This is a genomic window from Novosphingobium sp. HNCC26BN242 (genome assembly GCF_057180525.1).
Window position 1 is genome coordinate 1,080,405 of sequence record NZ_JBXUGM010000001.1, and the last position, 24,318, is coordinate 1,104,722.

General features: G+C 62.4%; 26 protein-coding genes and 2 riboswitches. Of the genes, 17 read left to right on the top strand and 9 right to left on the bottom strand.

The genetic code is table 11. The features are described from left to right. Nucleotides 1–13 precede the first annotated feature (13 nt). The gene (locus AC2A1F_RS05090) at nt 14–661 is read left to right on the top strand and encodes a GNAT family N-acetyltransferase (RefSeq protein ID WP_484207660.1); all 648 of its coding nucleotides are present in this window, start codon (nt 14–16) and stop codon (nt 659–661) included. On the opposite strand, the gene AC2A1F_RS05095 is transcribed toward AC2A1F_RS05090, so the two are convergent. The 5 genes from AC2A1F_RS05095 to AC2A1F_RS05115 form a co-directional block, all read right to left on the bottom strand. Next, complete coding sequence (locus AC2A1F_RS05095; protein ID WP_484207661.1) at nt 654–1,406, bottom strand: sulfite exporter TauE/SafE family protein; 753 nt, start codon at nt 1,404–1,406, stop codon at nt 654–656. The two genes, AC2A1F_RS05090 and AC2A1F_RS05095, sit on opposite strands and share 8 nt — an antisense overlap. Before the next feature lie 4 nt (nt 1,407–1,410). Then, nucleotides 1,411–1,815 (bottom strand): DoxX family protein, encoded by a 405-nt coding sequence (locus AC2A1F_RS05100; protein WP_484207662.1) that lies wholly within the window; start codon nt 1,813–1,815, stop codon nt 1,411–1,413. Nucleotides 1,816–1,915: 100 nt separating this feature from the next. After that, entirely contained in the window at nt 1,916–2,074 is a 159-nt protein-coding gene (locus AC2A1F_RS05105) for a hypothetical protein (RefSeq protein WP_484207663.1), read from the bottom strand. Between the two features lie 101 nt (nt 2,075–2,175). Next, nucleotides 2,176–3,012, bottom strand: coding sequence for a 2,3,4,5-tetrahydropyridine-2,6-dicarboxylate N-succinyltransferase (gene dapD, locus AC2A1F_RS05110; RefSeq protein ID WP_484207664.1), 837 nt, complete (start codon nt 3,010–3,012; stop codon nt 2,176–2,178). A gap of 57 nt (nt 3,013–3,069) precedes the next feature. Further along, nucleotides 3,070–3,759 carry a pyrimidine 5'-nucleotidase gene (locus tag AC2A1F_RS05115; protein ID WP_484207665.1) on the bottom strand — a complete coding sequence of 230 codons (690 nt, stop codon included), beginning with the start codon at nt 3,757–3,759 and terminating at the stop codon, nt 3,070–3,072. Nucleotides 3,760–3,853: 94 nt separating this feature from the next. Here AC2A1F_RS05115 and AC2A1F_RS05120 point away from each other — a divergent pair, with 94 nt between their 5' ends. After that, nucleotides 3,854–6,166, top strand: coding sequence for a S8 family peptidase (locus AC2A1F_RS05120; protein ID WP_484207666.1), 2,313 nt, complete (start codon nt 3,854–3,856; stop codon nt 6,164–6,166). Between the two features lie 93 nt (nt 6,167–6,259). Here AC2A1F_RS05120 and AC2A1F_RS05125 read toward each other — a convergent pair whose 3' ends face one another. Beyond that, nucleotides 6,260–6,727, bottom strand: a complete 468-nt coding sequence (locus AC2A1F_RS05125) for a DUF2569 family protein (protein WP_484207667.1) — start codon at nt 6,725–6,727, stop codon at nt 6,260–6,262. 114 nt (nt 6,728–6,841) lie between these two features. Then, nucleotides 6,842–7,975 (bottom strand): PQQ-dependent sugar dehydrogenase, encoded by a 1,134-nt coding sequence (locus tag AC2A1F_RS05130; RefSeq protein ID WP_484207668.1) that lies wholly within the window; start codon nt 7,973–7,975, stop codon nt 6,842–6,844. 10 nt (nt 7,976–7,985) lie between these two features. Between AC2A1F_RS05130 and AC2A1F_RS05135 the strand changes: the two genes are divergently transcribed. From AC2A1F_RS05135 to folP, 3 genes are all read left to right on the top strand, one after another. Next, nucleotides 7,986–8,615, top strand: a complete 630-nt coding sequence (locus tag AC2A1F_RS05135; RefSeq protein ID WP_484207669.1) for a ribonuclease HII — start codon at nt 7,986–7,988, stop codon at nt 8,613–8,615. Between the two features lie 203 nt (nt 8,616–8,818). Further along, nucleotides 8,819–9,976, top strand: coding sequence for a DNA methyltransferase (locus AC2A1F_RS05140; RefSeq protein WP_484207670.1), 1,158 nt, complete (start codon nt 8,819–8,821; stop codon nt 9,974–9,976). 104 nt (nt 9,977–10,080) lie between these two features. Continuing rightward, on the top strand, nt 10,081–11,187 hold the full coding sequence (gene folP, locus AC2A1F_RS05145; RefSeq protein ID WP_484207671.1) for a dihydropteroate synthase: 1,107 nt from the start codon (nt 10,081–10,083) through the stop codon (nt 11,185–11,187). Here folP and AC2A1F_RS05150 read toward each other — a convergent pair. Together AC2A1F_RS05150 and AC2A1F_RS05155 are read right to left on the bottom strand one after the other, a co-directional pair. Continuing rightward, entirely contained in the window at nt 11,184–11,951 is a 768-nt protein-coding gene (locus AC2A1F_RS05150; protein WP_484207672.1) for an SDR family NAD(P)-dependent oxidoreductase, read from the bottom strand. The genes folP and AC2A1F_RS05150 overlap by 4 nt on opposite strands. 19 nt (nt 11,952–11,970) lie before the next feature. Next, the gene (locus tag AC2A1F_RS05155) at nt 11,971–13,389 is read right to left on the bottom strand and encodes a sigma-54-dependent transcriptional regulator (RefSeq protein ID WP_484207673.1); all 1,419 of its coding nucleotides are present in this window, start codon (nt 13,387–13,389) and stop codon (nt 11,971–11,973) included. 188 nt (nt 13,390–13,577) lie between these two features. On the opposite strand from AC2A1F_RS05155, the gene AC2A1F_RS05160 reads away from it, so the two are divergent. From AC2A1F_RS05160 to gcvPB, 12 genes are all read left to right on the top strand, one after another. After that, nucleotides 13,578–13,700, top strand: a complete 123-nt coding sequence (locus AC2A1F_RS05160; protein ID WP_292628498.1) for an aa3-type cytochrome c oxidase subunit IV — start codon at nt 13,578–13,580, stop codon at nt 13,698–13,700. 19 nt (nt 13,701–13,719) lie between these two features. Next, entirely contained in the window at nt 13,720–14,835 is a 1,116-nt protein-coding gene (locus tag AC2A1F_RS05165) for an NAD(P) transhydrogenase subunit alpha (protein ID WP_484208174.1), read from the top strand. A 10-nt stretch (nt 14,836–14,845) separates the two neighbouring features. Continuing rightward, nucleotides 14,846–15,130 carry an NAD(P) transhydrogenase subunit alpha part 2 gene (locus AC2A1F_RS05170; RefSeq protein ID WP_011445494.1) on the top strand — a complete coding sequence of 95 codons (285 nt, stop codon included), beginning with the start codon at nt 14,846–14,848 and terminating at the stop codon, nt 15,128–15,130. Next, nucleotides 15,130–16,602: an NAD(P)(+) transhydrogenase (Re/Si-specific) subunit beta gene (locus AC2A1F_RS05175; RefSeq protein ID WP_484207674.1), complete on the top strand. Its 1,473-nt coding sequence runs from the start codon at nt 15,130–15,132 to the stop codon at nt 16,600–16,602. The genes AC2A1F_RS05170 and AC2A1F_RS05175 overlap by 1 nt, the downstream gene beginning before the upstream one ends. Next, nucleotides 16,602–16,922 carry a hypothetical protein gene (locus tag AC2A1F_RS05180; RefSeq protein WP_484207675.1) on the top strand — a complete coding sequence of 107 codons (321 nt, stop codon included), beginning with the start codon at nt 16,602–16,604 and terminating at the stop codon, nt 16,920–16,922. The genes AC2A1F_RS05175 and AC2A1F_RS05180 overlap by 1 nt, the downstream gene beginning before the upstream one ends. Before the next feature lie 79 nt (nt 16,923–17,001). After that, nucleotides 17,002–17,691, top strand: a complete 690-nt coding sequence (locus tag AC2A1F_RS05185; RefSeq protein ID WP_484207676.1) for an aspartate/glutamate racemase family protein — start codon at nt 17,002–17,004, stop codon at nt 17,689–17,691. A 7-nt stretch (nt 17,692–17,698) separates the two neighbouring features. Next, nucleotides 17,699–18,871, top strand: a complete 1,173-nt coding sequence (locus AC2A1F_RS05190; protein ID WP_484207677.1) for a deoxyguanosinetriphosphate triphosphohydrolase — start codon at nt 17,699–17,701, stop codon at nt 18,869–18,871. Then, the gene (locus tag AC2A1F_RS05195; RefSeq protein ID WP_484207678.1) at nt 18,864–19,541 is read left to right on the top strand and encodes an NAD(P)H-binding protein; all 678 of its coding nucleotides are present in this window, start codon (nt 18,864–18,866) and stop codon (nt 19,539–19,541) included. The genes AC2A1F_RS05190 and AC2A1F_RS05195 overlap by 8 nt, the downstream gene beginning before the upstream one ends. A gap of 53 nt (nt 19,542–19,594) precedes the next feature. Next, nucleotides 19,595–19,695: riboswitch (glycine riboswitch) on the top strand. Next, nucleotides 19,696–19,820, top strand: a riboswitch (glycine riboswitch). 33 nt (nt 19,821–19,853) lie between these two features. Next, nucleotides 19,854–21,014 carry a glycine cleavage system aminomethyltransferase GcvT gene (gene gcvT, locus AC2A1F_RS05200; RefSeq protein ID WP_484207679.1) on the top strand — a complete coding sequence of 387 codons (1,161 nt, stop codon included), beginning with the start codon at nt 19,854–19,856 and terminating at the stop codon, nt 21,012–21,014. Further along, nucleotides 21,014–21,385 carry a glycine cleavage system protein GcvH gene (gcvH, locus tag AC2A1F_RS05205; protein WP_484207680.1) on the top strand — a complete coding sequence of 124 codons (372 nt, stop codon included), beginning with the start codon at nt 21,014–21,016 and terminating at the stop codon, nt 21,383–21,385. The genes gcvT and gcvH overlap by 1 nt, the downstream gene beginning before the upstream one ends. Nucleotides 21,386–21,389: 4 nt before the next feature. Further along, nucleotides 21,390–22,748: an aminomethyl-transferring glycine dehydrogenase subunit GcvPA gene (gcvPA, locus tag AC2A1F_RS05210; RefSeq protein ID WP_484207681.1), complete on the top strand. Its 1,359-nt coding sequence runs from the start codon at nt 21,390–21,392 to the stop codon at nt 22,746–22,748. Then, entirely contained in the window at nt 22,745–24,301 is a 1,557-nt protein-coding gene (gcvPB, locus tag AC2A1F_RS05215) for an aminomethyl-transferring glycine dehydrogenase subunit GcvPB (protein ID WP_484207682.1), read from the top strand. Before gcvPA ends, gcvPB begins: the two co-directional genes overlap by 4 nt. The last annotated feature ends 17 nt before the right edge of the window (nt 24,302–24,318 follow it).

Here is a 24,318-nt window from a genome sequence, read left to right on the forward strand (position 1 = left end):
GCAGCGGTGGCACATGTTACAAAATATTGCCACCATGGTTGAGGAACTGGAGCCCTTGATGGACATGACGATCATCACCCTTGGCGCCAGCCACGCCGAGGCGGCAACCGCAACGCTGGCCGCCGCCTTTGCCGATGATCCGGCCATGTCGTGGATTTTCCCTGATCCTGAGGTGCGCGCGCGCCGCTTGCCCGGGTTAATGCGCTGGTCGTTCGAGGATCATCTGCGCCATGGCATGGTGCTGGGCACACCGGGGTGCGAAGTGGTGACGCTATGGCGTCCACCCGGCACCGTTCATGCCCATACGGCGCTGACTTTGCCGATGATGTTCCGCTTTCTAGCGATGCTTGGCACGGGTGTGCAGCGTGCTGAACAGCTTGATCGAATGATCGAAAAACACCTGCCAGCAGGTGAAGCGCAATTCTATCTGCGCATGGCGGCGGTCCGCCCGGATCGGCAAGGGCGGGGGCTGGGCGGCCTTGCGATACGAGCAGGGCTCGCTCAGGCCGCTGCGGCAGATTTGCCTGCATCGCTGGAAACGGCAAAAGAGAGCAACGTGGGCCTCTACCGCGCACTGGGCTTTGAAGTGATCAAGACCTGGCATCCGGCAAAAAGCGGGCCTCAGTTCTGGACCATGGTGCGCGCAGCACCGGTCAGCTGAGGGCCACTTGCATCAGCCGCGCGCCAAGCAGCACCATCAGCACGTAAATGATCGTGTAGAACCGCTCCGGCTTCAGCACCCGCACGAGCCGTACGGCCACCAGTGTTGCGCCGATGGCCAGCGGCACAAGCAGCGCTGCGGCAATCACCACATCGCGCGTGAAGGCACCCAGCGCGATATAACTTGGCACTTTGAGCCAGTTTATGGCCGCAAACAGGATTGCGTTGGTTCCGGCATACGTCAAATGCGGCAATTTGCGGGGGGTGACCCACATCTGGAACGGCGGGCCTCCGGCATGGGCAACCTGGCTGGTAAAACCCGTCGCCAAGCCGAACAGACCGCCGACCCATCCGGGCGAAGTGGATGCGGCAGCGACCCTGCCGCCGCGCTCGATCCACAGACGGTAGACCCCGAACATCAGTGTGATGGCCCCCAAAACACCCATCAGCGCTTGCTCGTCGATCATGGCCGCCATGGCCCAGCCCAACGCAATTCCAATAACCGCGCCGGGCAGCATCCACGCCACGATCCAGCGGTCCCAGGCGTGGCGGAACGACCAGACGCTGACGACATCCTGCACGATCAAGATCGGCAGCAGGATCGCCGCGGCGGTCGACGCGGGCAGGGCCAGCGCAGCAATCGGCGTCCCCAGCGCGCCCAGCCCGGAAAAGCCGCCCTTGGCCATGCCAACCATGACGACCGCCAGCGCACAGGCGGCCAGCACATAGGGATCTGACAGCAACATTGCTCTATTGCGCCGCCCTGCGCCAAGGCCAATCTGTCACCCCTCCGCACCACAGGGCAAGCCACACCACCAGCGGTTGCGCAAACATGCGTGGCACGTGATAGGCAAGGCCGAGGCCGCCGTCAGCTTTACCCACATCGATGATGAAGTGGTTGATGTTGGCGGGAAAAACGCAGACCGCATAGAGTGCCAGCCCGATGGCGGCGGCTTTGCGTAAGGGTATCGAAAATCCCTGCACCAGCCCGATTGCACCGAGAATCTCGGCAATTCCGGTAAGAAGCACAACGGCTTCGTGCGCGGGGACCCATGCTGGCATGATCGTCATAAACGCTGCGGGCGCGATCAAATGGATCACGCCTGCGACAAAGTAGAATAGCGCGAGAAACACCCGCGCGATGCTGCGCTTCATGCGCTGATAATTCGGTCGGTATGCATGATGCCGATCTTGCTGTCGGAACTTTGCGTGTCAATGACCGGGCTTGTGCATTCGACACAAGCCCGCATCACGATCACATCGGTGTGATAATTGCACCGGTGACCCAGATGATGGTCAGTGCGCCAATCGCGAGGAGCAATCCACCCGCCAGAACCCACCGCATCACGTTGGACGTCTCGCCGCCACGCGCCTCTTCGGTCGTCACGTGCGTTTCGTTGCCTTGCTTTTCCATGGTTCTTCTCCTCCATCAGAACGTCAAACCTGACGTATCTACGTTTGGAGAAGCACCCTGTTCCTGCCAAAGCTCCGACATAGCCTGCGACGGCTGTGAAATCAGTCGCGCAGCAGTTCGTTGATGCCGGTCTTGCTGCGGGTCTGTGCGTCCACGGTCTTAACGATAACCGCGCAATAGAGCGATGGCCCAGGCGTGCCATCAGGCAGCGGCTTGCCCGGTATCGCGCCGGGAACGACCACAGCAAAAGGCGGCACGCGGCCAATGTGGACTTCGCCCGTGGCGCGATCAACGATCTTGGTCGATGCGCCAAGGTAGACGCCCATCGAAAGCACTGCGCCTTTGCCCACGATCACGCCTTCGGCCACTTCCGAGCGCGCACCGATGAATGCACCATCCTCGATGATCACCGGGCCGGCTTGCAGCGGTTCGAGCACGCCGCCGATGCCTGCGCCGCCCGAGATGTGCACGTTCTTGCCGATCTGCGCGCAGGAACCGACCGTGGCCCAGGTATCGACCATCGTGCCTTCATCGACGAATGCACCGATGTTCACGAAGCTTGGCATAAGCACCACGCCCTTGGCGATGTGCGCGCCCTTGCGTGCCACCGCGCCGGGCACGACGCGGAAACCAGCTTCGCGGAAGCGCGCATCGTCCCAACCGGCAAACTTCGAGGGCACCTTGTCAAAAGCAGGTGCGCCGCCCGAACCGTTTTCGATCACGGCGTTGTCATTGAGGCGGAACGAGAGCAGCACGGCCTTCTTCAGCCATTGGTTGACGCGCCATTCCCCATCAACCTTCTGCGCGGCGCGGGCCTGCCCGCTGTCGAGCAGTTCGAGCGCGGCTTCCACCACTTCGCGCACGGCATCGCTGGCTGGGGTCACATTGGCGCGGTCTTCCCAGGCGGCTTCGATGGCGGCTTCGAGCTGTGCGGTCATGGCGTCTCTCCGTACGGAGCCCCGTGCGAGGCGTTGTGCAACAAAATCGCGCGGGAACTAGACGAGCGAAGCGGGATCGGCAAGCCTCGCCAATGTGTGGTCCAGCCATTGCACAATGTCATCGGCCACCACATCGATGGCGGCATCATCTTTGGCTCGATCACCCCAATCGGTGGCAAGGTCCAGCCAGACCGTTTGCATGCCGAGCGCCTTAGCGGGCGCAAGATTGCGGGCCATGTCTTCAACGAACACCGCCGTTTCGGGCGCGATCCCGAAAGCCTCGATCAATCCGGCATAGGCTGAAGGTTCGGGCTTGGGCCGATATTCCATCGCATGGATATCCCAGATGCCCTCAAAGCTGCTCTCAAGCCCCAAGCCTTCGAGCACCCGCATCGCATAGGCATCATCGCCATTGGTGAACAGAATCTTCCGGCCCGGCAGTGCGGCCAGTCGGGTGGCCAGACGCGGCGCTGCTGCCAGCGGTGCCATGTCGATATCATGGACATAGTTCAGGAATTCGCGCGGCTCGGTCGCATGATAGTGCATCAGGCCGGAAAGCGTGGTGCCATGATCGTGGAAATAGAGTTTCTGCACGCGCCGTGCTTCGGTGGCGTCGCAGCCCAACAGATCCTGAATGAACTGCCCCATGCGCTGATCGATCTGATCGAACAGCCGCGTTGACGGGGGATAGAGCGTATTGTCGAGATCGAAGATCCAGCAATCGATGCAGGCCGGGTCAAAGGGCATATCAGGTAATCACTCCAGAGCCGTCTCATCGTTCGTTTACGCAAACGCAGTTACCAGCAAGATGGCAAACTGGCCACCGGGATGGGGAGCGTTGATGAAGACTTCCGTTCGTCTTGCGCAGAATGGACTGTTGCTCTCGCTATCGGCTTTGGCCGGATGCGGCAGTGGTGGGGGCGGCGGCGTTTCCAGCACGCCGGCACCGCCCGTGGCGCAATCCCCAGCGCCAACTCCGAATCCAACACCGACGCCTGCCACCGTCATCATCAGCTTTGATACGGCTGAATATCGCCGATCCGATGGCCCCTCGCTCCATGGCGCGATCACCGCTTGGCAGGCCGGGGCCAGCGGCAGCGGCACGACCATTGCGATCATCGATTCCGGGATTGATACGGCCAACACCGAATTTGCCGGGCGAGTTTCCTCAACTTCGCGCGATGTTGTCGGCTCCCGGCCATTGAGCAATTCCGATGATGATCATGGCACGCAGGTTGCCCTTGTGGCTGCGGCTGGGCGCAACAGTTCGGGCATCATGGGCATTGCGTGGAACGCCACCTTGCAGATGCTGCGGGCCGATACGCCAGGCTCATGCAGCGCGTCAGACGGATGCTCGTTTGCCGATAGCGCCATTGCCAGCGGGATCGACGCTGCGGTCCAAGGAGGTGCCAAAATCATCAACATGTCGCTCGGTGGCGATCCGGCCAATGCCACGTTGCGCAATGCGATCAGCCGCGCGGCTGCCAGTGGCGCAGTCATCGTGGTTTCGGCGGGCAACGATGGCAACAGCACCGATGCTGGGGTCGATCCGCTCAACCCCGATCCCTTTGCCATATCTGTTCTTCAGGCCGGTGGCAGCAATGTGATCGTGGTCGGATCGGTGAATGAGAATGGCGAGGCTTCCGCTTTCAGCAACCGGGCAGGAGCATCGGCCGCATCGGTCCTTATGGCCATGGGCGATGGGGTCTGCTGTGTTTATGAAGGCAGCACCATTGCCGAGACTACGAATGCACAAGGTACGTTCGTTACCGTCGTCAGCGGCACCAGCTTTGCCGCGCCGCAGGTTTCCGGGGCCGCCGCCCTTCTGGCGCAGGCCTTTCCGAACCTGACCGGCGCGCAGATCGTCGATCTGCTGCTGCGCAGCGCGCGCGATGCGGGGGCAACCGGCACCGATGGGCTCTATGGCCGCGGCATACTCGATATTGCGCGCGCCTTTGCGCCGCAGGGGACGCTTTCGGTGGCCGGGACCAGCGTACCGGTCGTGCTTGACGCTGCCACGCTCACATCGAGCGGTGCGATGGGGGATGCCTTGAGCAATGCCTCGCTCGGTACTGTCATGCTCGATGGTTACAGTCGTGCCTACAACGTCGATCTGGCGCGCGGTTTTCAGCGCGCCGCGCTGCGACAGCCCTTGCACGAGGCTCTGGCGGGGGCGGGCACCCCGGTTGGCGTTTCGGCCAGCGGCGTGTCACTGGCCGTGACCGTGGACCGGCGCTTCGGTGCGGTGCCGATGCGCTTTGATCCTGCGCAAACCGCGCAGGCGCGGGTTCTGGCATCGTCGATGGTGACACGGCTTGATCGGTCGCTCGATCTGGCGCTGGGATGGCAGGTGAGTGCCGATAGCATGACCGCGCGGTTGCAGCACCGGCAAGAGCCACAATTTCTGGTGTCTGGCAGAGCCGATGGCCTGTTCAAACGGCCCGAAACCGGCATGGCGGTGCGCTACCGCTTGGACGGCCTTGGCCTGACCGTGTCGGCAGAGCGCAGCGCTTTGCTGCGCAACGACCCGCAGCGTGATCGGCGTGAGGACCGGTTGGTGCAACTCGGGATGGCGCTCGACAGTGGGCAGGCCGGGGTATTCGACTGGCGACTGGGCCTTGGCCTGATGCGCGAGGAGCGCACGGTGCTGGGCGCGCGGTTTGCCGATGCGCTGGGCGGCGGCGGGGCGACGACGGCAACGGTTTCGCCGGGGCTTGGCTGGCGCTTCGGGAAGGGCTGGGCGCTGGGGGCAACGGGAAGCGTCGGTTTCACGCGGATCGATAGCGGGGCGGTGGCAAACAGCGGTTCGCGGCTGCTGTCGTCATCATGGAGCGTCGATCTTTCGCGCGAAGGCGTGCTGGCGGACGGTGACCGTCTGGCCTTGCGCCTCTCACAACCCTTGCGGGTGGAGCGAGGCGGGCTGAACCTGAACCTGCCGGTAGCGTGGGACTATGCGACGCAGACCGCCACTTTTGCCCGCGTGCCGCTGTCGCTGGCGCCGAAGGGGCGGGAGCTTGATGCGGAACTGGCGTGGGCGACAGCGCTGTGGGGCGGCGATGCCTCGGCCAGCGTGTTCTTTCGCAAGGAGCCGGGGCATTTTGCCGGGGCGTCGGGGGATGGCGGATTTGCGGTGCGGTGGTCGCGGGGGTTTTGAGAGAATTGGAACATACAGATGTGCGTTTGGGGCGACTATGACTGGTCGAAAGCGGTTGCCCCCTCGCAACTCAATAACGCGAGCAACTGAAGCTTACTGTGCACCGTAGGTGGCAGCGACTCTCTTGGAACGAAACAGATAGGCGGTCGCTACTACGCATATCACCACAAGCCAAAACAGGCTCGCAGCTGCACCAGTGTAACTAACAGGTCGGGGATTGAAGGCACCTGCGAGAGCAATGCTCGCTAGCCCGAACAAAAAGAGTGCAACCCAAATTCCGATCGCTGCGATTCTTGGGGTCGAAGCACGTCGATCCCAAATCAATGTTTTTGCAATAAACAGACACATGATGGCGCGAACGGCCATAATCGCAGATGCAAGTGCAAAGTAGGTAGGCCAACTTGGGCCTAAACGGGGCTCTAGAATTGGTGCCGCCTTTAAAAGTGCCAAGAAACTTCCAAGCTGACCTAACGGAACCAGACCGCCGACGACACCAATCAACACCGCGAGCCAGCCTCTAATACTCCCTAGTCCTACTTCGCCGGCCATTTTCCGCCCCATCACACTTCACAAGGGACTAGACATGTCAGGCTCAACTAAGGTCCGCAAGGGGCGAAACCGGACATTTGAGAAAGTCCACTCCGATCAGGAATTTCTAAGTGGTGATGCCTCACTTCACACCTTCGGCGTCACGTGCCTTAACTTCGCCCCCTCGCCATCCTCCAGCACATAGAGTGTCCCATCCGGGGCCTGCTCGATCTCGCGGATGCGGTTGCCGAGGTCTATGCGTTCGAGTTCGGTGGCTTTCGTGCCATCAATCCCGACGCGCACGATGGCGGCGCTGGCGAGCCCGGCGATCAGCGCCTGACCTTGCCATTGGGGGAAGGCCTTGCCGGTGTAGAAGATCATGTTGCCCGGCGCGATCACCGGGTTCCAGCTGATCACGGGCTGGGCGAGGTCGGGGCGGGTGTTGTTGCGGGGGATCGGCTTGCCGTCGTAGTGGTCGCCGTCTGATACCAGCGGCCAGCCGTAGTTCTTGCCCGGCTCCACCAGATTGATCTCGTCGCCGCCGGCCGGGCCGTGTTCGATATCCCACAACCGGCCATCGGGCGAAAACGCGATGCCCAGCAGATTGCGGTGGCCGAAGGACCAGATTTGCGTGGTCACGCCGCCTTTTTCGGCCATCGGATTGCCGGGGGCTGGGGTGCCATCGGGCATTAGCCGCAGCACTTTGCCCAGATTGCCCGTCAGGTCCTGTGCCGGAGTGAACTTTTGCCGATCACCCGATGTGACATAGAGGTACTGGCCGTCGGGCGAAAAGGCCATGCGGTGCGAATAGTGCCCCTTGCCGCTGACTTTGGGGAACTGTCGCCAGATGACGCTCAGGCCTTCGAGGCGCGGTGAGCCATCGGTGACAAGCTTCGCTCGCCCAACCACGGCCCCGCGCGTGTCGCCCTGGCCCTCTTCGGCCCAGCTGAGGTAAACCATGCCGCTGGTCGCGAAATCGGGCGCGGCGATCACATCGCCAAACCCGCCCTGACCGCCGTAGGCGACCTTTGGCGTACCCGCCACGGTCACCGCCTGATCCGAACCTTCGCGCCACAGCTTCAGCGTGCCCTTCTTCTCGGTCACGAGCGCGCTGTTGGTGCCGGGCAGGAAGGCCATGGCCCATGGCTCATCGAATGTGGCAACATCGGTAATGGCAATGCCCGCCTGAGCAGGGTCGGTGCCTTGGGCAGAAATGGACGTGCCGCAGCTTGCGAGGAGCAGGGTGAGCGGCGATAGCGAGCGCAGAATGGGATTCGTCATGCCGCCTACAATGCCCGCAACCGCAATTGGTGCCACTACCTTTTCGACCACCCTGACATTGGGCGTGGACGAAGCGGGGCGTGGGCCACTGGCAGGCCCGGTGGTGGCCGCCGCTGTAGTACTGTGCAAACCGCGCCCCGCTGGGCTTGATGATTCCAAGAAGCTCTCCGCCAAACGGCGCGCCGAACTGGAAGAGGTGATCAAACGCCGCTGTCGCTGGGCAGTGGGCGTGGTTGAGCCCGACGAGATCGACCGGATCAACATCTTCGGTGCAACGATGCTGGCGATGACGCTGGCAGTGCAGGCCTTGTGCGCGCAGCTGGCCGAGGATGAAGGCGTGGGCGAAGTGCTGATCGATGGCAACATGACACCGCATGGCCGCCGCCCCGAATGGTGCTGGCCTGCGCGCGCGATTGTGGGCGGTGATGCGATTGAGCCGTGCATTTCCGCCGCCTCGATCATCGCCAAGGAACACCGCGACCGGATCATGCGCGAAGCGGCGCTGGCCCACCCGCACTATGGGTGGGACCGCAATGCCGGATATGGCACGCCCGAACATCTGGCAGCATTGCGTGAGCATGGGCCAACGCCTTTGCATCGGCGCAGCTTTGCCCCGGTGGCGCAATTGCTGCTGCTCTAAAAAAGTTTGCCAGCGAGTCCGGTTGGCCACACCACCATATGTTGAGTCCGAGGCGGCATCGGGGACTCTACATATCGAAAAAGACTCGTTTCGTTCTCATCGCTGAGGCCCCGCGACTCGGCAGAATCCGGCGAGTCGCGGCTTGACGGATGGCCTGATTTGACTCACACGGTGGACTTATCCACAGGGGTCAGGGACAAGATATGGTCGTCGCAGTCAAGGAGCGTGTGCTCAAAGTTCAGGCAAAAGCTCTGCGCGCAGCCCCTGCAAAGGTGCTCAAGGCTGAAGTGGCCCTGCCGCGCAACCAGATCCTGCGCGGCGATTGCATTGCCGAAATGCACAAGCTGCCCGATGCCTCTATCGACATGATCTTCGCCGATCCGCCCTATAACCTGCAATTGGGCGGTGATCTGGCGCGGCCTGATGGCAGCCATGTGGATGCGGTGACCAACGATTGGGACAAGTTTTCCAGCTTTGCCACTTATGACAAGTTCACCCGCGAATGGCTGATCGAAGCGCACCGGCTGCTCAAGCCCGATGGTTCGATCTGGGTCATCGGCAGCTATCACAACATCTTCCGCGTCGGCACGATCCTGCAGGATCTGGGCTTCTGGATCCTGAATGACATTATCTGGCGCAAGGCCAACCCGATGCCCAATTTCAAGGGCACCCGCTTTACCAACGCGCACGAAACGCTGATCTGGGCGTCGAAGAGTGAGAAGTCGAAGTACACCTTCAACTACCGCGCGATGAAGACGCTGAACGATGAACTGCAGATGCGCTCTGACTGGGTGCTGCCGATCTGCTCCGGCCCCGAACGCCTGCGCCGCAATGGCACCAAGGCCCACCCGACGCAGAAGCCCGAGGCATTGCTCTACCGCGTTATGCTCGCCACGACCAACAAGGGCGATGTGGTGCTGGATCCGTTCTTTGGCACCGGCACTACGGGCGCGGTTGCCAAGCGTCTGGGCCGGGATTGGATCGGCTGCGAGCGCGAGGACGATTACATCGAGGTGGCGCTGGAACGCATCGAACTGGCGCTGCCGCTGGACGAATCCTCGCTCGTGACGATGCAGTCCAAGCGCTCTGCACCCAAGGTTGCCTTCGGCGCGCTGGTGGAAAGCGGCTATCTTACCCCCGGTACACGCCTTACCGCCAAGAAGGGCCGCTTCACCGCCGTTGTTCGCGCCGATGGTTCGCTGCAATCGGATGCCGAAATCGGCTCAATCCACAGCCTGGGCGCAAAGCTTCAGGGCGCACCATCGTGCAATGGCTGGACGTTCTGGCACGTCGAACACGAAGGCGAGGTCAAGCCGATTGATGCGCTACGGCAATTGTATCTGCTGGCTGTGGAAGATTGACTTGAACCCCCACCGCGCCCCCGCGTAGGCGGGGGCCTCAGGCCATCTGGCGGACCCCCTCGCGCATACCAGCCCGAGGTCCCCGCCTTCGCGGGGACGCACTAATGCCATCGGTTTATATTCGCCCCATCGCGCTGGCTGAAAGCCCGCAGTCTGAAGAAGGCGCAGCCGTCCGGCTCGGGGGCAGCCTTGCCTATGCCAGCCGCTTTGCGCTGATCGTGCGCGATGGCGCAAAAGTGACCGCGCGCCAAATGCTCGGCACGGCAGACATGCCCACTTCCATCGCAGCACTGCCCGATGCGCTGACGGCCGAAGCCACGACGCAATGGGAAAACCTGCGCCGCACCCATGCCCCGCTCGCCTGTGGCCAACGCATGCTACGGCTCGACCAGCCGCAGATCATGGGCATCCTCAACGTCACGCCCGACAGTTTTTCCGATGGCGGCCAGTTTCTTGACAAGCCCGATGCAGCGCTCGACCATGCCCACGCGATGCTCTCAGGCGGGGCAGGCTTGATCGATGTGGGCGGCGAATCCACCCGCCCCGGCGCGGCTGCGGTGTGGGAGGGGGACGAGGTCAAGCGCGTCGTCCCGGTGATCGAAAAGCTTGCCGCAGCAGGCGCTGCCATCTCCATCGACAGCCGGCGCTCCAGCGTGATCGAGGCGGCGCTGGCCGCAGGCGCACACATCGTCAACGATGTATCCGCCATGCGGCACGATCCGCGCACCGCTGAAATCGTGGCAAAATCGGGCGCGCCGGTCGTGCTGATGCACGCGCCGGGCACCGATGGCGATCTCCACGCCGATGGCGAATACGCCGACGTCGTGCTCGACGTGTTCGACGCCTTGCGCGAACGCCGCGACGCCGCCCTTGCTGCAGGCATCGCGCGCGAGAAGATCCTGCTTGATCCCGGCATCGGCTTTGGCAAATCACTGGCTGAAAATCTGGCGCTCATCAACGCCCTGCCGCTGTTCCACGCGCTGGGCCAGCCGATCCTGTTCGGCGCTAGCCGCAAGCGCTTGATCGGCGCGCTGTCCAATGAAGCGTCCTCGCATCAGCGCATGGCCGGATCGGTCATGCTTGCCTTGAAAGCGATGGATGCTGGCTGCCAGATGGTGCGGGTTCACGATGTGGCCGAAACCGTACAGGCCTTCCACGTCTGGCGGGGCTTGCGCGATGCGGCGCTAACCGATTTCAGCCAGCTCGCCTAAAGCGAAACGCCGCCATCGCTGACAAGGCAGGTGCCGGTAATCGTCGCGGCTGCGTCAGACAGCAGAAAGCCGATCTGTGCGGCCACTTCATCCGCACTGGCAAATCGCCCCAATGGCGTTGCATCCTTTGCCATCGCTGCAAGCGCCTCGGCCCGACCGCCATGGGCTTCTACCATCGGGGCGAACCATTCGGCCTTGTCCCAGATGCCGGTATCAACGCCGCCGGGCGCAATTGCGTTGACGCGCACGCCAAATTGCGCAGCCTCTGCCGCTGCAACGCGCGCCAACTGGATTGTCGCGGCCTTTGACGCCGAATAGGCTGCTGTCCCCGCCGCCGCTTTGACGCCTGAGATCGAAGCGGTCAGCACAATCGAACCCCGTCCGGCTTTCTTCATCGCGCGCATCGCCGTGCGCAGCGAGAGGAACATGCCATCGAGATTGACTGCCATCGTCTTACGCCACGAGGCAATATCCAGGTCCACGATATCGCCGTTGCTGGCAATTCCCGCGTTCAGCACGGCAAAGTCGATCTGCGGCAATTCGCGCTCGAACAACTTCCACATGTTGGGATCGGTCACATCGCCGCCCAGCGCGTGGACATTGCACCCAAGGTCAAGCTGGTCGAGCCCGCGCCGGTTGATATCGATCAGGTGAAGTTCGCCGATGCCTTGCGCATCAAGCCAACGCGCCGACGCCGCACCGATGCCCGATGCCGCGCCAGTTACGAGCGCCGTGCGCCCTGCAAATTCCAAAGTCCCAGCCATGGGCCAAAACTAGCGCCAATCAGGCGGCGTTGTCGATTCCCAGTTCGGAAAGCTTGCGATAAAGCGTGGACCGGCCAATGCCCAGCCGCCGCGCCACTTCGGTCATGCGCCCGCGATAGTGGCCAATCGCCAGACGGATCACATCGGCTTCGATTTCTTCGAGCGGTCGCAAGTTGCCATCGGGCGCAAACAGCGTGATGCCAGCGCCGTCGGTCACATTAGGCACCCGCCGATGACCTTCGCCAATCAAGCTGGAAAGGTTCGGAAAATCCTGCGGCGTCAGTGCTTCGCCATCGCAGAACACGGCGGCGCGGAACAACGTTGCCTGCAATTGGCGGACATTGCCCGGCCAATCATAAGCGCCGAGCAGTGCCAGCGCGCCATCGGTGATGCCCAAGGGGCGAAGTCCTGGCTGCTCGCCAATGCGCGCAAGGAAATGCCTCGCCAGCGCAGCAATATCGGCAGGCCGTTCACGCAATGCGGGCAGAGTCACATGCGTTTGCGTCAGCAGCGCATGCAACTCGGCGCGGAAATCGCCGGTTTCCACCAGATCACGAATCCCGGCATTGGCGCAACTGATGATGCGCACGTCAACGCGGAAGGAATGGCGCGCGCCGATGGGTTGCACATCCCCGCGCTCCAAATAGCGGACCAGTCGCTCCTGTACATCGTCGGGCAAACGGTCGATCTCGTCGATCACCAGTGTCCCTCCATCGGCATGCTGCAACAGGCCTACGTGACGTTCAAACGCGCCGGCAAACGCGCCCTTTTCATGCCCGAACAGCGCGGATTCAATCTGATTGGCCGGAATGCCGCCCGCGTTGATCGTGCGTAGCGCGGCTTTGGCGCGTGTACTCGCGGCATGCATGGCGCGCACCAGCATTTCCTTGCCGGTGCCGCTTTCGCCTTCGATCATCACGTTGGCATGGGTGCGTGCAGCTTTTGCGGCCACGGCCAGCGCCGCGCGGAAAGCAGGGGCGGCCCCGATCATCGAATCGAAATCGAGCGGTGCGCCCAGCTTTTCAGTCAGGGGTTGCAATTCAATCGCGTCGGTTTCGCGCGTGGTAGCACTGCGCAGCGCCTGCAACAGCCGTTCGGGTGCAACGGGCTTGATCAGATAGTCCGTGGCCCCGGCGCGCATGGCTTCGACTGCCAGCAACGGCGAGTTGCTGGTGGTCAGCATCAGGATGGGCAGGGCAGGGCGGCGCGCTTTCAGTTCTGCTATCAGCGAGCAGGCATCATCGCCCGGCACCCACTGGTCAAGAATGATCGCACCAAGCTGCATCCCCTGCCGGGTCCCAAGCGTGGCGATAGCGCTTTCCGAATCGCGGGCAATGACCGTGCGCCAACCCTCGCGCGATGCCAGTGCCGAAATCAGTCGGCACTGCGCGGGTTCGTCATCAATCAACATGAGAAGGCGCTGTTCGGGCTCCTGCATGACCTGTACTTTAGACTCCCCGCATTTGCGTCAGGTGCCAAGCACTAACCGGATTGGGTAAAGAGGCGATTAAGCCTGACGTGGCGGTTTCAGCCTGAAGTGCGCGCTACGCACTTGAGTGCCAGCCAAGCCATCGCTAGAGCATATGCGTTGCGCCAATATGAGCGCGTGATTTTTTGGGGAAGAACATGGCTCCTGCAAATGACATCAAAGCCGCCAAGTCGACCTATGAAGGCTTCGTCAATCTGGTGAAGTGGTCCACGCCTGCGATCATCGCGCTGGTGTTCGTGGTCATCCTGGTGATCCAGTAAAAGCGCCGTGGCAGGGGCAATAAAGATCGCCGTCCTTCGGGAACGTGCGACAGGGGAGAGCAGGGTTTCGGCATCGCCGGAAACCGTGAAAAAGTTCATTGCGCTTGGTGCAACGGTTGCCGTGGAAAGCGGGGCCGGTGTCACCGCTTCGATTTCTGACGAAGATTACCGAACTGCCGGAGCTGAAGTCACCGACAATGCGGTTGCCGGTGCCGATATCGTGCTTGGGGTGCAAGGGCCCGAGGTTGATCAGCTTTCCGGCGCCAATCCCGGTGCATGGATTGTTGCCAGCCTTGATCCGTTTACAAAGCGCGAGCGGGTCGATGCTTATGCTGCTGCCGGTTTTGAAGCGCTGGCGATGGAATTCATGCCGCGCATCACGCGTGCACAAAGCATGGACATCCTGTCCTCGCAGTCGAACCTCGCCGGGTACAAGGCCGTGCTGGTCGCGGCCAGCCACTATGGCCGCGCTTTCCCGATGATGATGACGGCTGCGGGCACCGTGTCTGCTGCCAAGGCCTTTGTCATGGGTGTTGGCGTTGCAGGCCTGCAAGCCATCGCCACCGCTCGCCGCCTCGGCGCGCAGGTTTCGGCAACAGACGTGCGCTCTGCCACCAAGGAGCAAATTCAGTCGCTCGGTGCCAAGCCGATCTTCGTGGAAAATGTCGCCGGGATCGAAGGCGAGGGCGCAGGCGGTTATGCGACCGAAATGTCGGAAGAGTATCAGAAGGCGCAAGCTGAACTGGTTTCCAGCCACATCGCCAAGCAAGATATCGTGATCACCACAGCGCTGATCCCGGGCCGCGCCGCGCCCCGTCTGGTCAGCGATGCACAGATCGCCACGATGAAGCCCGGCTCGGTGATTTATGACCTCGCCGTCGCGCAAGGCGGCAATGTCGAAGGATCTGTGCCCGATCAGGTGATCGAACGGCACGGCGTCAAAATCGTCGGCTTTTCCAACACGCCTGCACAATTGCCCGCGGATGCTTCGGCGCTGTTCAGCCGCAACTTGTTCAATTTCCTCTCGGCCTTCTGGGACAAGGAACAGGGCAAACCCGTTCTGGACGAGGAAATCGGCAACGCCATCCGCCTGACGCAGGGCGGCAAGGTGGTCAACGAACGCCTGCTGGCCTGAGGGGGGACACATGGACTTCATATCGATCTTGAGCATTTTCGTGCTCGCCTGCTTTGTCGGGTACTACGTCGTCTGGTCGGTCACCCCGGCACTGCACACGCCGCTGATGGCGGTGACGAACGCCATTTCTTCGGTCATCGTGGTCGGCGCATTGGTCGCCTCGGCTGCTGCCGGTAGCCCTTCGGCCAAATGGCTGGGTCTTGGCGCAGTGGTGCTGGCTTCGGTCAATATCTTCGGCGGGTTCGCCGTCACCGCGCGCATGCTCGCGATGTACAAGAAGAAGGAGAAGAAGTGATGGAACACGTCGCTGTCTCTCCCTGGGTGGCTCTGGCCTACCTCGTCTCTGGCGTCCTGTTCATCCTGGCTCTGCGCGGGCTGTCCAGCCCCGCCACCAGCCGTGCGGGCAACCGTTATGGCATGATCGGCATGACCATTGCGGTGGTCACCACGCTGCTCACGCATTCCATCGCCAGCCTGCCTGAAATCCTTGTCGCGCTGGCCATCGGTGGCGGTATCGGCTTCGTGATCGCCAAGCGCATTGCGATGACCGATATGCCGCAACTGGTCGCAGCCTTCCATTCGCTGGTCGGTCTTGCCGCCGTGCTGGTGGGCTGGGCGGCTTACTTGAACCCAGAAGCCTTCGGCATTTTGCACCAAGTTCCCGCTGAAAACCTATTGAACGCAGTGACTGGTGCGAACCTTGTTCCTGCGCAGGTGATAACTGAGATCAATCCGGTTAGCCGCATCGAACTCGGCCTTGGCATTGCCATCGGCGCGATCACCTTCTCCGGCTCGATCATCGCGTTCCTTAAACTTGCGGGCAAGATGAGCGGTGCGCCGATCATGCTGCCGGGCCGCCACGTGCTGAACCTCGGCACGCTGTTGGCGATCATCGGGCTCACCGCCTACTTCACGCAGGACCAGTCGGTCTGGGTCATCGCCACGCTGACCGTGTTGGCGTTCATCATCGGCTTCCTGCTGATCATCCCCATCGGCGGCGCAGACATGCCGGTGGTCGTCTCGATGCTCAATTCCTATTCGGGTTGGGCAGCCGCAGCGATGGGCTTCACGCTTCAGAACACGGCGATGATCGTGACCGGCGCACTGGTCGGCTCGTCCGGTGCGATCCTTTCGTATATCATGTGCAAGGCGATGAATCGCAGCTTCATCTCGGTGATTGCGGGCGGCTTTGGCGCAGATGCAGCAGCCTCGGATGGCACGGTGCGCGAACAGCGCCCGTGGAAGCGCGGCTCGGCCGAAGACGCGGCCTACATGATGAAGGAAGCGGAAACTGTCATCATCATCCCCGGTTACGGCATGGCCGTGTCACAAGCGCAGCACGCGCTGCGTGAAATGGGCGACGTGCTGAAAAAGGCAGGCGTCAACGTCAAGTACGCCATCCATCCGGTCGCAGGTCGTATGCCCGGGCACATGAACGTGCTGCTGGCCGAAGCCAACGTACCTTACGATGAAGTGTTCGAGCTGGAAGACATCAACAGCGAGTTTGCGCAGGCTGACGTTGCCTTCATCATCGGCGCGAACGACGTGGTGAACCCTGCGGCGAAGACCGACAAGTCCTCACCGATCTATGGCATGCCCGTGTTCGATGTGGACAAGGCCAAGACGATTTTCTTCGTCAAGCGCTCGATGGGCGGGGTCGGCTATGCTGGTGTCGACAACGACGTGTTCTATATGGACCAAACCATGATGCTTCTGGCCGATGCGAAGAAGATGGTCGAAGACATCGTCAAGAGTCTCGCGCACTGATGAAGCGTCTGGTCTCCGCCGTGCTGGCTCTCGCCATCGCAGCAGGGGCCTGCGCACCTTCAAAACTGGCTTATGGAAAGGTCCGCTCGGCTCTGGTCGATGCGGGCCTTTCCGATTCCAACGCGGCCTGCATGGCAGAGCGTATGACGGACCGCCTGTCGCTTGGCCAACTTTCGCGGCTCAAGTCGTTGCAAGCGCCCAAGCGCAGTCTGTCGGACTATGTCCTGACTGTGCGCCGTCTTGGCGATGCGGAATTGCTCGGCGTCACTACCAGCGCCGCCGCCCTGTGCGCCACCGGCTTCGCGCCCGAGAAGAAATAGCGCCAGCACTGGACCTGCCGCACCACCTTTCGTAAGGCCCTGCGCGACAGGGTGTTCTCAGCCCGCAGGAGATATCGCTTTGCGCAAGATCGGCCTTATCGGCGGCATGAGCTGGTTTTCCACCCGCACCTACTATGAAGACATCAACCAGCTGGTGCAGGCCCGCACCTCGACGCTGTCGAGCGCGCCGCTCCTGATCGAGAGCCTTGATTTCGAACCGCTGGCCCGCCTGTCGAGCCCAGATCAGTGGGCGCGTGCCGCTGCGATACTGTCGGAAAGCGCGCGCCGCCTTGAACAGGCCGGTGCCACCGCGCTACTGATCGGCGCCAATTCGATGCACAAGGTTTATGATGATGTGGCCGGTGCCGTGTCGATCCCGGTCATCCACATCGCCGATACGGTGGCTGCCAAGATGAAGGCGGATGGTATCGAAACCGCCGCCCTGCTGGGCACGCGCTATGTCGTGTTGGAAAGCTTCTATCGCAAACGCCTCGTCGCCCACGGCATCAGCCTGCTGCCTCCAGTGGTTGAGGAAGTCGAAGCAACCGATGCGATCATCTATGACGAACTGATGCAGGGCAAGGCCACCCGCGCTGCCGAACGCGCGTTCAAGACCATGCTGACCAACATGGAGCAGCGCGGTGCACAGGCGGCTGTGCTGGCCTGCACCGAGCTGGACATGGTGATCGATGTCGATGCCAATGTCCTGCCGATCTACGATTGCACCCGCATCCACGCGCAGGCCGCTGTCGATTGGATCCTCGGCTGAGCGCATCATGATCGAGGGCCGCGCCCCCTACGCCAGCAACCCTGCCACCACGCGCGGGCGGGAGTTTGGCACCGACGACAAAGCCTCTCGCGGCCCGCGCAGCGCATTTCAGCGTGACCGTGACCGCATCATCCACTCCATCGCGTTCCGCCGCCTGCGCCACAAAACGCAAGTGTTCATAGCGCCCGATGGCGATCATTACCGCGTCCGCCTCACCCACAGCCTCGAAGTCGCGCAGATCGGCCGTGTCATTGCTCGCACGCTGGGGTTGGACGAGGACTTGACCGAGGCGCTGTGCCTTGCCCATGATATCGGCCACCCCCCGTTCGGCCACGCCGGAGAAGACGCGCTTGAAGCCGCGATGTCTGATGCGGGCGGCTTCGATCACAACGCCAATACCCTGCGCGTTCTGATGCGCCTCGAAAGCCCCTATTGCGGCCACGAGGGTCTGAATCTCACGTGGGAAACGCTCGAAGGTCTCGCCAAGCACAACGGCCCGATCCTTAAACCCACCTGGGCGCTGCAGGAGCTAGACGCCGCGTTTTCGCTGGATCTCACCACCTTTGCTTCGCTCGAAGCGCAAGTCGCCGCTATTTCCGACGATATCGCCTATGACAATCACGATATCGATGATGGCCTGCGCGCCGGGTTCCTGTGCCTCGATCAGCTGCTCGAACTGCCCTGCGTGGCAGACCAGTGGCGCATCATCGAGCGCCGATTCCCCTCAGCTCCACAGGATCGCCTGCTGCGGGAACTGGTGCGCGGCCAGATCGGGCGCATGGTCAATGATGTGATCGCCACCACGCAAACCAATATCGCGCAGACCGGCGTCGCCAGCGCCGCTGATGTCCGCGCCGCTGGCCGCCCGCTCGCCACGTTCTCGCCTGCGATGGGTGTGGAAGAGCGCGCACTCAAACAGTTTATGTACCAGCGGCTGTATCTGCACGAGGAGCAGCGACAGACCGCTGATCGCGCGCGCGAAGTCATCGCCGAACTCTTCGCGGCCTTTGCGAAAGACCCCCTGCAAATGCCCGAAAGCTGGCGCACCTCGCTTCCGCAAACAGAACCAGCGCGCAGCCGACACATCGCTGATTTCATCGCAGGCATGACCGACCGCTACGCCATCGACAGCTACGCCAAGCTGTTTGGCCACACCCCCGAAGGCCTCAGAAATGTCTGAACAGACTCGCGTTGTTCTCGTCGGCTCCACCGGCCTGATCGGACGTGCCGTCATGGCGCAGGCGGTTGACCGCGCCGAAATTCACCTCGTCGCCATCGCCCGCCGCGAAGTGCCTCTGCCCAAGGGTGCGCGCATGGAAATGCTGCTCTCCGATACCGGGCACTGGCCGGATGCCATAGCTGCTGCGCAACCAGACACTGCGGTCATTGCGCTGGGCACCACGATCAAGACTGTGGGCGGAGACAAGGCCGCCTTCCGCGCCATCGATCACGATCTCGTCCTTGAAAGCGCCGCAGCCGCCAAGGCAGCGGGCGCGCGCCAGTTGATCGTCGTTTCTTCAGTCGGTGCGGAACTGGGATCGAAGAACTTCTACCTCTCCGTCAAGGGCGAGGTGGAGGACAAGCTGGCCAAGCTGCACTTCGATCGGCTCGATCTGCTGCGCCCTGGCCTTTTGCGCGGCCACCGGGAAGGCTCCGCGCGCGCAGCGGAACGCATCGGCATGATCCTCAGCCCGCTGGCCGATCTGCTGATGCAGGGTAAGTTCCGCCGGTATCGCTCGGTCCGTGACGCTGATCTTGCCCGCGTGATCCTGTCATTGGCGGGTGCCAAACAGCGCGGACGCTTCGTCCATCATCACGATGAATTCCGCCGGATTTTGCGCCGGGGATAAGGCTTAGGAAGCCGTGTTGACTTCACGCTGCACTGCAGCGATGAACAAGCGTCGCTGATCGCGCGGGAGAGTTCTCTCGATTCGTTCAGAGTCGAGAGACGCCGAAGGAGCAACCGCCCCGGAATCTCTCAGGCAAAAGGACCGCGTGGGTCGACAGCGACACTCTGGAAAGAGTCATTTCCCGCAAAGGGAAGGGCCGCCGAAGGGGTAACCCCATGAAACCCGTCAGGAGAGGCGGGCGGGGGAAAGCTCTCAGGTTTCCGTGACAGAGGGGGCGCCGAATGGCGTCTAAACTGTACGGGAATGATATTTGTGAGCGACACATACGATATTCAAGACATTGACGAAGCAGATGCCGGCCCAGGTGCGCCTCTCACGCTGCCGCTCGATCCATGGCACCGTGCGCGCGGCGGTCGTATGGTCGACTTCGCCGGGTACTGGATGCCCGTGCAATTTGAAGGGATCATCGCCGAACACCTCTGGACCCGCGAAAGTGCCGGCTTCTTCGATGTCTCGCACATGGGCCAGCTTTACGTCTCTGGCGAAGGCGCAGAAGCCGCGCTTGAAGCGGTGCTGCCCATCGACCTTTCAACGCTGCCCATCGGCGGCGTGCGCTATTCGCTGCTGCTGAACGATGAGGGCGGCATCCTCGATGACCTGATGGTCAGCCGCTGGGGGCAGGGCTTCTACCTCGTCGTCAACGGTGCCACCAAATGGGACGATATCGCCACCCTGCGCGAACGCCTGCCCGATGCCATCACAATCAACCACCTTGAAGACAGCGCGCTGTTCGCGTTGCAAGGTCCGAAGGCGTTTGAAGCGCTCGAACCGCTCCTGACCGGGCAATATCCGTTGTCTGCGCTTACCTTCATGCGCGGTGGCCAGTTCAAGGTGGGCGGCGTGGATGCATGGATCAGCCGCTCAGGCTACACCGGCGAAGACGGCTTCGAAATCTCCGTCCCGGCGGAAAGCGCTGCAGAACTGGCCGATCTGATCTGCGCCCAACCGCAAGTAAAGCCCATCGGCCTTGGTGCGCGCGACAGTTTGCGGCTTGAAGCGGGCCTTCCGCTCTATGGCCATGACATGACCGACACCGTCGATCCTGTCAGCGCAGACCTGCTCTTCGGCATCAACAAGCGCCGCTGCAACGAAGGCGGCTTTCCCGGCGCTGATGTCATCCTTCCGCTGATTGCCAGCGGAGCCGAAACCCGCCGCGTCGGACTTGCCATCGAAGGCCGAATGGCCGCGCGCGAAGGCGCAAAGGTGCTGTCGGGCGACACCGAAGTTGGCACCATCACGTCGGGCGGCTTCTCGCCCAGCCTCGAACGCCCGATCGCCATGGCCTACGTGACCGTCGCCCACGCCGCACCCGGGACCCCACTCACCATCGACGTGCGCGGCCGCAAACTGGCCGCCAGTGTCGTGCCTATGCCTTTTGTTCCCCATCGCTATCACCGCAAAGGAGCCGCTTGATGACCCGCTATTTCACCAAGGACCACGAATGGATTGCGGTCGAAGGCAGCGAAGCCACCGTTGGCATCACCGACTATGCCCAAAGCCAACTCGGTGACATCACCTTCGTCGAGGTGCCCGGCGCGGGCAGCGAAGTGTCGATGGGAGAAAGCGCCTCGGTGGTCGACAGCGTCAAGGCTGCGTCCGATGTCTACGCCCCCGTTTCGGGCAAAGTCACGGTTTCCAACGCCGCGCTCGAATACCAGCCCGAACTCGTCAACACCGATCCCGAAGGCGATGGCTGGCTGTGGAAGATGACCCTGTCAGACCCTGCCGAACTCGATGGCCTGATGGACGAGGCTTCCTATCAGGCCTTCATCGCGGAGCTTTGATACCATGCGCTACCTTCCCCTGACTGATACCGATCGCAGCGCCATGCTCTCGGTCATCGGCGCAGGCTCGATTGACGAGCTGTTTGCCGATGTTCCTGCCGAAGCCCGCCTGTCTGCCCCCATCGCGGGCCTGCCCAATCACGCGAGCGAAATGGCGGTCGAACGCCACATGGCGCGGCTTTCTTCCAACAATGTCACTGCTGGATCTGTGCCGTTCTTTCTTGGCGCTGGCGCCTATCGCCACCATGTGCCCGCTACCGTCGATCACATGATCCAGCGCGGCGAATTCCTGACGGCCTACACGCCCTATCAGCCCGAAATCGCGCAGGGCACGCTGCAGGTGCTGTTCGAATTTCAGACCCAGGTCGCGCGCTTGTTCGGCACCGAAGTTGCCAACGCCTCGCTCTACGACGGCTCTACCGCGTGCTGGGAAGCCATCGCCATGGCGGGGCGCATCACCAAGCGCGGCAAGGCCGTGCTCTCGGGTGGGGTCCATTCGCACTATGTCGAAACCGCGCGCACGATGGCCAAATTCACAGGCGACGTGCTCGATACCGCCGTGCCCGAACTTACCGCCACCGCGGACGATGCCGCGCTGATCGCCCGCATTGATGATGCCACCTCATGCGTCGTGGTTCAGTACCCGGACATCCTCGGCCGCATCCCCGATCTTGCCGCCATCGCCACTGCCGCACAGGCCAAAGGCGCGTTGCTGATCGCCGTTGTCACCGAACCCGTCGCGCTGGGCGTATTGCAAAGCCCCGGCAGCCTTGGTGCGGATATCGTTGTTGGTGAGGGCCAGTCCATCGGCGTCGGCCTCCAGTTCGGCGGGCCCTACCTTGGCCTGTTCGGCTGCCGCGAAAAGTATCTGCGTCAGATCCCTGGTCGTCTGTGTGGGGAAACCGTCGATGCCGATGGCAAGCGTGGTTTCGTCCTCACGCTCTCCACGCGCGAACAGCATATCCGGCGCGAGAAGGCGACGAGCAACATCTGCACCAACTCAGGCCTCTGCGCGCTGGCGTTCTCGGTCCATATGACGTTGCTTGGCGGATCGGGCCTGTCCGATATGGCAAAGCTAAGCCACGCCGCCGCCCGCAAGACCGCCACAGCACTGGCGCAAGTCCCCGGCGTGACCGTGGTCAACACGCATTACTTCAATGAATTTGCGATCACTCTGCCCAAGGACGCGCGGCAGGTGGTGCGCGATCTGGCGGACCGGCAAGTGCTTGGCGGCGTCTCGCTTGGCCGCCTCTACCCGCAGGAGGCGGCGCTGGCCAATGGCATGATCGTCGCCGCCACCGAATGCACGACAGATGATGACATCGCAGCGCTCGCCGCTGCGCTCAAGGAGGTGCTGGCATGAACGCGATTAATCCCACCGGTTGGCGGCCCTCGATGGGCGAAAATGCGCCCGAAACTGGCATCCGCACTTTCACCGGCAACCGTGCGCTGCAACTGGAAGAAGCGCTGCTGTTCGAACTTGGTGCGGCGGACCGCTCCGGCGTCGATTTCCCCGATACCGCAGCCATCGACCTGAGCGCGCTCGGCCCAATGGCCCGCGCCGAACGGCCAAACCTGCCCGGTTTGTCAGAGCCGGAAACCGTGCGCCACTACACCCGCCTGTCGCGCCAGAACTACGCCATTGATCTTGGCCTGTTCCCGCTTGGCTCATGCACGATGAAGCACAACCCGCGCCTTGATGAAAAGGTCGCGCGGATGCCCGGCTTTGCCGATGTCCACCCGCTGCAGCCGGTCCACACTGTGCAAGGCGCGCTGTCTGTGATGAACGAACTGGCGCACTGGCTGATCGAACTCACCGGTATGCACGGTGTGGCGATGACGCCCAAGGCCGGTGCCCATGGCGAATTGTGCGGCCTGCTGTGCATCCGCGCTGCGCTTGAAGCGAAGGGCGATCCACGCGACGTCATCCTCGTGCCCGAAAGCGCACATGGCACCAATCCCGCCACGGCCGCTTTCGCCGGGTTCCGGGTGGAAAACATCCCCGCCACGCCCGAAGGCCGCGTCGATTCCACTGCGCTGATTGCCCGCCTCGGCCCTGATGTAGCGGGCGTGATGATCACCAATCCCAACACGTGCGGGTTGTTCGAACGGGATTTGAAAATCATCGCCGATGCCGTCCACGCGGCGGGCGGCTATGTCTATTGCGATGGGGCAAACTTCAACGCCATCGTCGGGCGCGTGCGTCCGGGCGATCTTGGCGTCGATGCCATGCACATCAACCTGCACAAGACTTTCTCCACCCCGCACGGCGGCGGCGGCCCCGGCTCCGGCCCGGTTGTCCTGTCCGAAGCGCTTTCGCCCTTCGGCCCGCTGCCCTTCACCGCGCGGCAGGCCGATGGTTCGGTCAAGCTGATCGAGGAGGAGCAGGCGCACGAGGAACACCCGCAGGCGTTCGGCCGCATGTGCGCGTTCCACGGCCAGATGGGCATGTACACCCGCGCACTGGCCTATATCCTCAGCCACGGCGCTGACGGTCTGCGCCAAGTCTCGGGCGATGCCGTCCTCAACGCCAACTACATCCTGCGCAGCCTTGATGACGTGCTCGACGCGCCGTTCGGTGCATCGGGCCACTGCATGCATGAAGCGCTTTTCTCGGACGATGGCTTTGCCGAAGGGTTCTCTACCAACGATCTGGCCAAGGGCCTGATCGATGAGGGCTACCACCCGATGACGGTCTATTTCCCGCTTGTCGTTCACGGCGCCATGCTGGTTGAGCCGACCGAGACCGAGAGCAAGGCCGGGATCGACCAGTTCGTTGGCGCCATGCGCTCGCTTGCCGAACGCGCGCGGGCAGGGGATGAAATGCTCAAATCCGCCCCGCACCTCGCCCCGCGCCGCCGCCTCGATGAAACGTTGGCCGCCCGCAAGCCCAAGCTGGTCTGGAAGGAAGACTGACGTAACAAGGGCCGCCC

What these genes read in the sequence shown, in the direction of transcription:
- AC2A1F_RS05090 (WP_484207660.1), top strand. Translation starts at nt 14, where the DNA reads ATGTTACAAAATATTGCCACCATGGTTGAGGAACTGGAGCCCTTGATG.
- AC2A1F_RS05095 (WP_484207661.1), bottom strand. Translation starts at nt 1,406, where the DNA reads ATGTTGCTGTCAGATCCCTATGTGCTGGCCGCCTGTGCGCTGGCGGTC.
- AC2A1F_RS05100 (WP_484207662.1), bottom strand. Translation starts at nt 1,815, where the DNA reads ATGAAGCGCAGCATCGCGCGGGTGTTTCTCGCGCTATTCTACTTTGTC.
- AC2A1F_RS05105 (WP_484207663.1), bottom strand. Translation starts at nt 2,074, where the DNA reads ATGGAAAAGCAAGGCAACGAAACGCACGTGACGACCGAAGAGGCGCGT.
- dapD (WP_484207664.1), bottom strand. Translation starts at nt 3,012, where the DNA reads ATGACCGCACAGCTCGAAGCCGCCATCGAAGCCGCCTGGGAAGACCGC.
- AC2A1F_RS05115 (WP_484207665.1), bottom strand. Translation starts at nt 3,759, where the DNA reads ATGCCCTTTGACCCGGCCTGCATCGATTGCTGGATCTTCGATCTCGAC.
- AC2A1F_RS05120 (WP_484207666.1), top strand. Translation starts at nt 3,854, where the DNA reads ATGAAGACTTCCGTTCGTCTTGCGCAGAATGGACTGTTGCTCTCGCTA.
- AC2A1F_RS05125 (WP_484207667.1), bottom strand. Translation starts at nt 6,727, where the DNA reads ATGGGGCGGAAAATGGCCGGCGAAGTAGGACTAGGGAGTATTAGAGGC.
- AC2A1F_RS05130 (WP_484207668.1), bottom strand. Translation starts at nt 7,975, where the DNA reads ATGACGAATCCCATTCTGCGCTCGCTATCGCCGCTCACCCTGCTCCTC.
- AC2A1F_RS05135 (WP_484207669.1), top strand. Translation starts at nt 7,986, where the DNA reads ATGCCCGCAACCGCAATTGGTGCCACTACCTTTTCGACCACCCTGACA.
- AC2A1F_RS05140 (WP_484207670.1), top strand. Translation starts at nt 8,819, where the DNA reads ATGGTCGTCGCAGTCAAGGAGCGTGTGCTCAAAGTTCAGGCAAAAGCT.
- folP (WP_484207671.1), top strand. Translation starts at nt 10,081, where the DNA reads ATGCCATCGGTTTATATTCGCCCCATCGCGCTGGCTGAAAGCCCGCAG.
- AC2A1F_RS05150 (WP_484207672.1), bottom strand. Translation starts at nt 11,951, where the DNA reads ATGGCTGGGACTTTGGAATTTGCAGGGCGCACGGCGCTCGTAACTGGC.
- AC2A1F_RS05155 (WP_484207673.1), bottom strand. Translation starts at nt 13,389, where the DNA reads ATGCAGGAGCCCGAACAGCGCCTTCTCATGTTGATTGATGACGAACCC.
- AC2A1F_RS05160 (WP_292628498.1), top strand. Translation starts at nt 13,578, where the DNA reads ATGGCTCCTGCAAATGACATCAAAGCCGCCAAGTCGACCTATGAAGGC.
- AC2A1F_RS05170 (WP_011445494.1), top strand. Translation starts at nt 14,846, where the DNA reads ATGGACTTCATATCGATCTTGAGCATTTTCGTGCTCGCCTGCTTTGTC.
- AC2A1F_RS05175 (WP_484207674.1), top strand. Translation starts at nt 15,130, where the DNA reads ATGGAACACGTCGCTGTCTCTCCCTGGGTGGCTCTGGCCTACCTCGTC.
- AC2A1F_RS05180 (WP_484207675.1), top strand. Translation starts at nt 16,602, where the DNA reads ATGAAGCGTCTGGTCTCCGCCGTGCTGGCTCTCGCCATCGCAGCAGGG.
- AC2A1F_RS05190 (WP_484207677.1), top strand. Translation starts at nt 17,699, where the DNA reads ATGATCGAGGGCCGCGCCCCCTACGCCAGCAACCCTGCCACCACGCGC.
- AC2A1F_RS05195 (WP_484207678.1), top strand. Translation starts at nt 18,864, where the DNA reads ATGTCTGAACAGACTCGCGTTGTTCTCGTCGGCTCCACCGGCCTGATC.
- gcvH (WP_484207680.1), top strand. Translation starts at nt 21,014, where the DNA reads ATGACCCGCTATTTCACCAAGGACCACGAATGGATTGCGGTCGAAGGC.
- gcvPA (WP_484207681.1), top strand. Translation starts at nt 21,390, where the DNA reads ATGCGCTACCTTCCCCTGACTGATACCGATCGCAGCGCCATGCTCTCG.
- gcvPB (WP_484207682.1), top strand. Translation starts at nt 22,745, where the DNA reads ATGAACGCGATTAATCCCACCGGTTGGCGGCCCTCGATGGGCGAAAAT.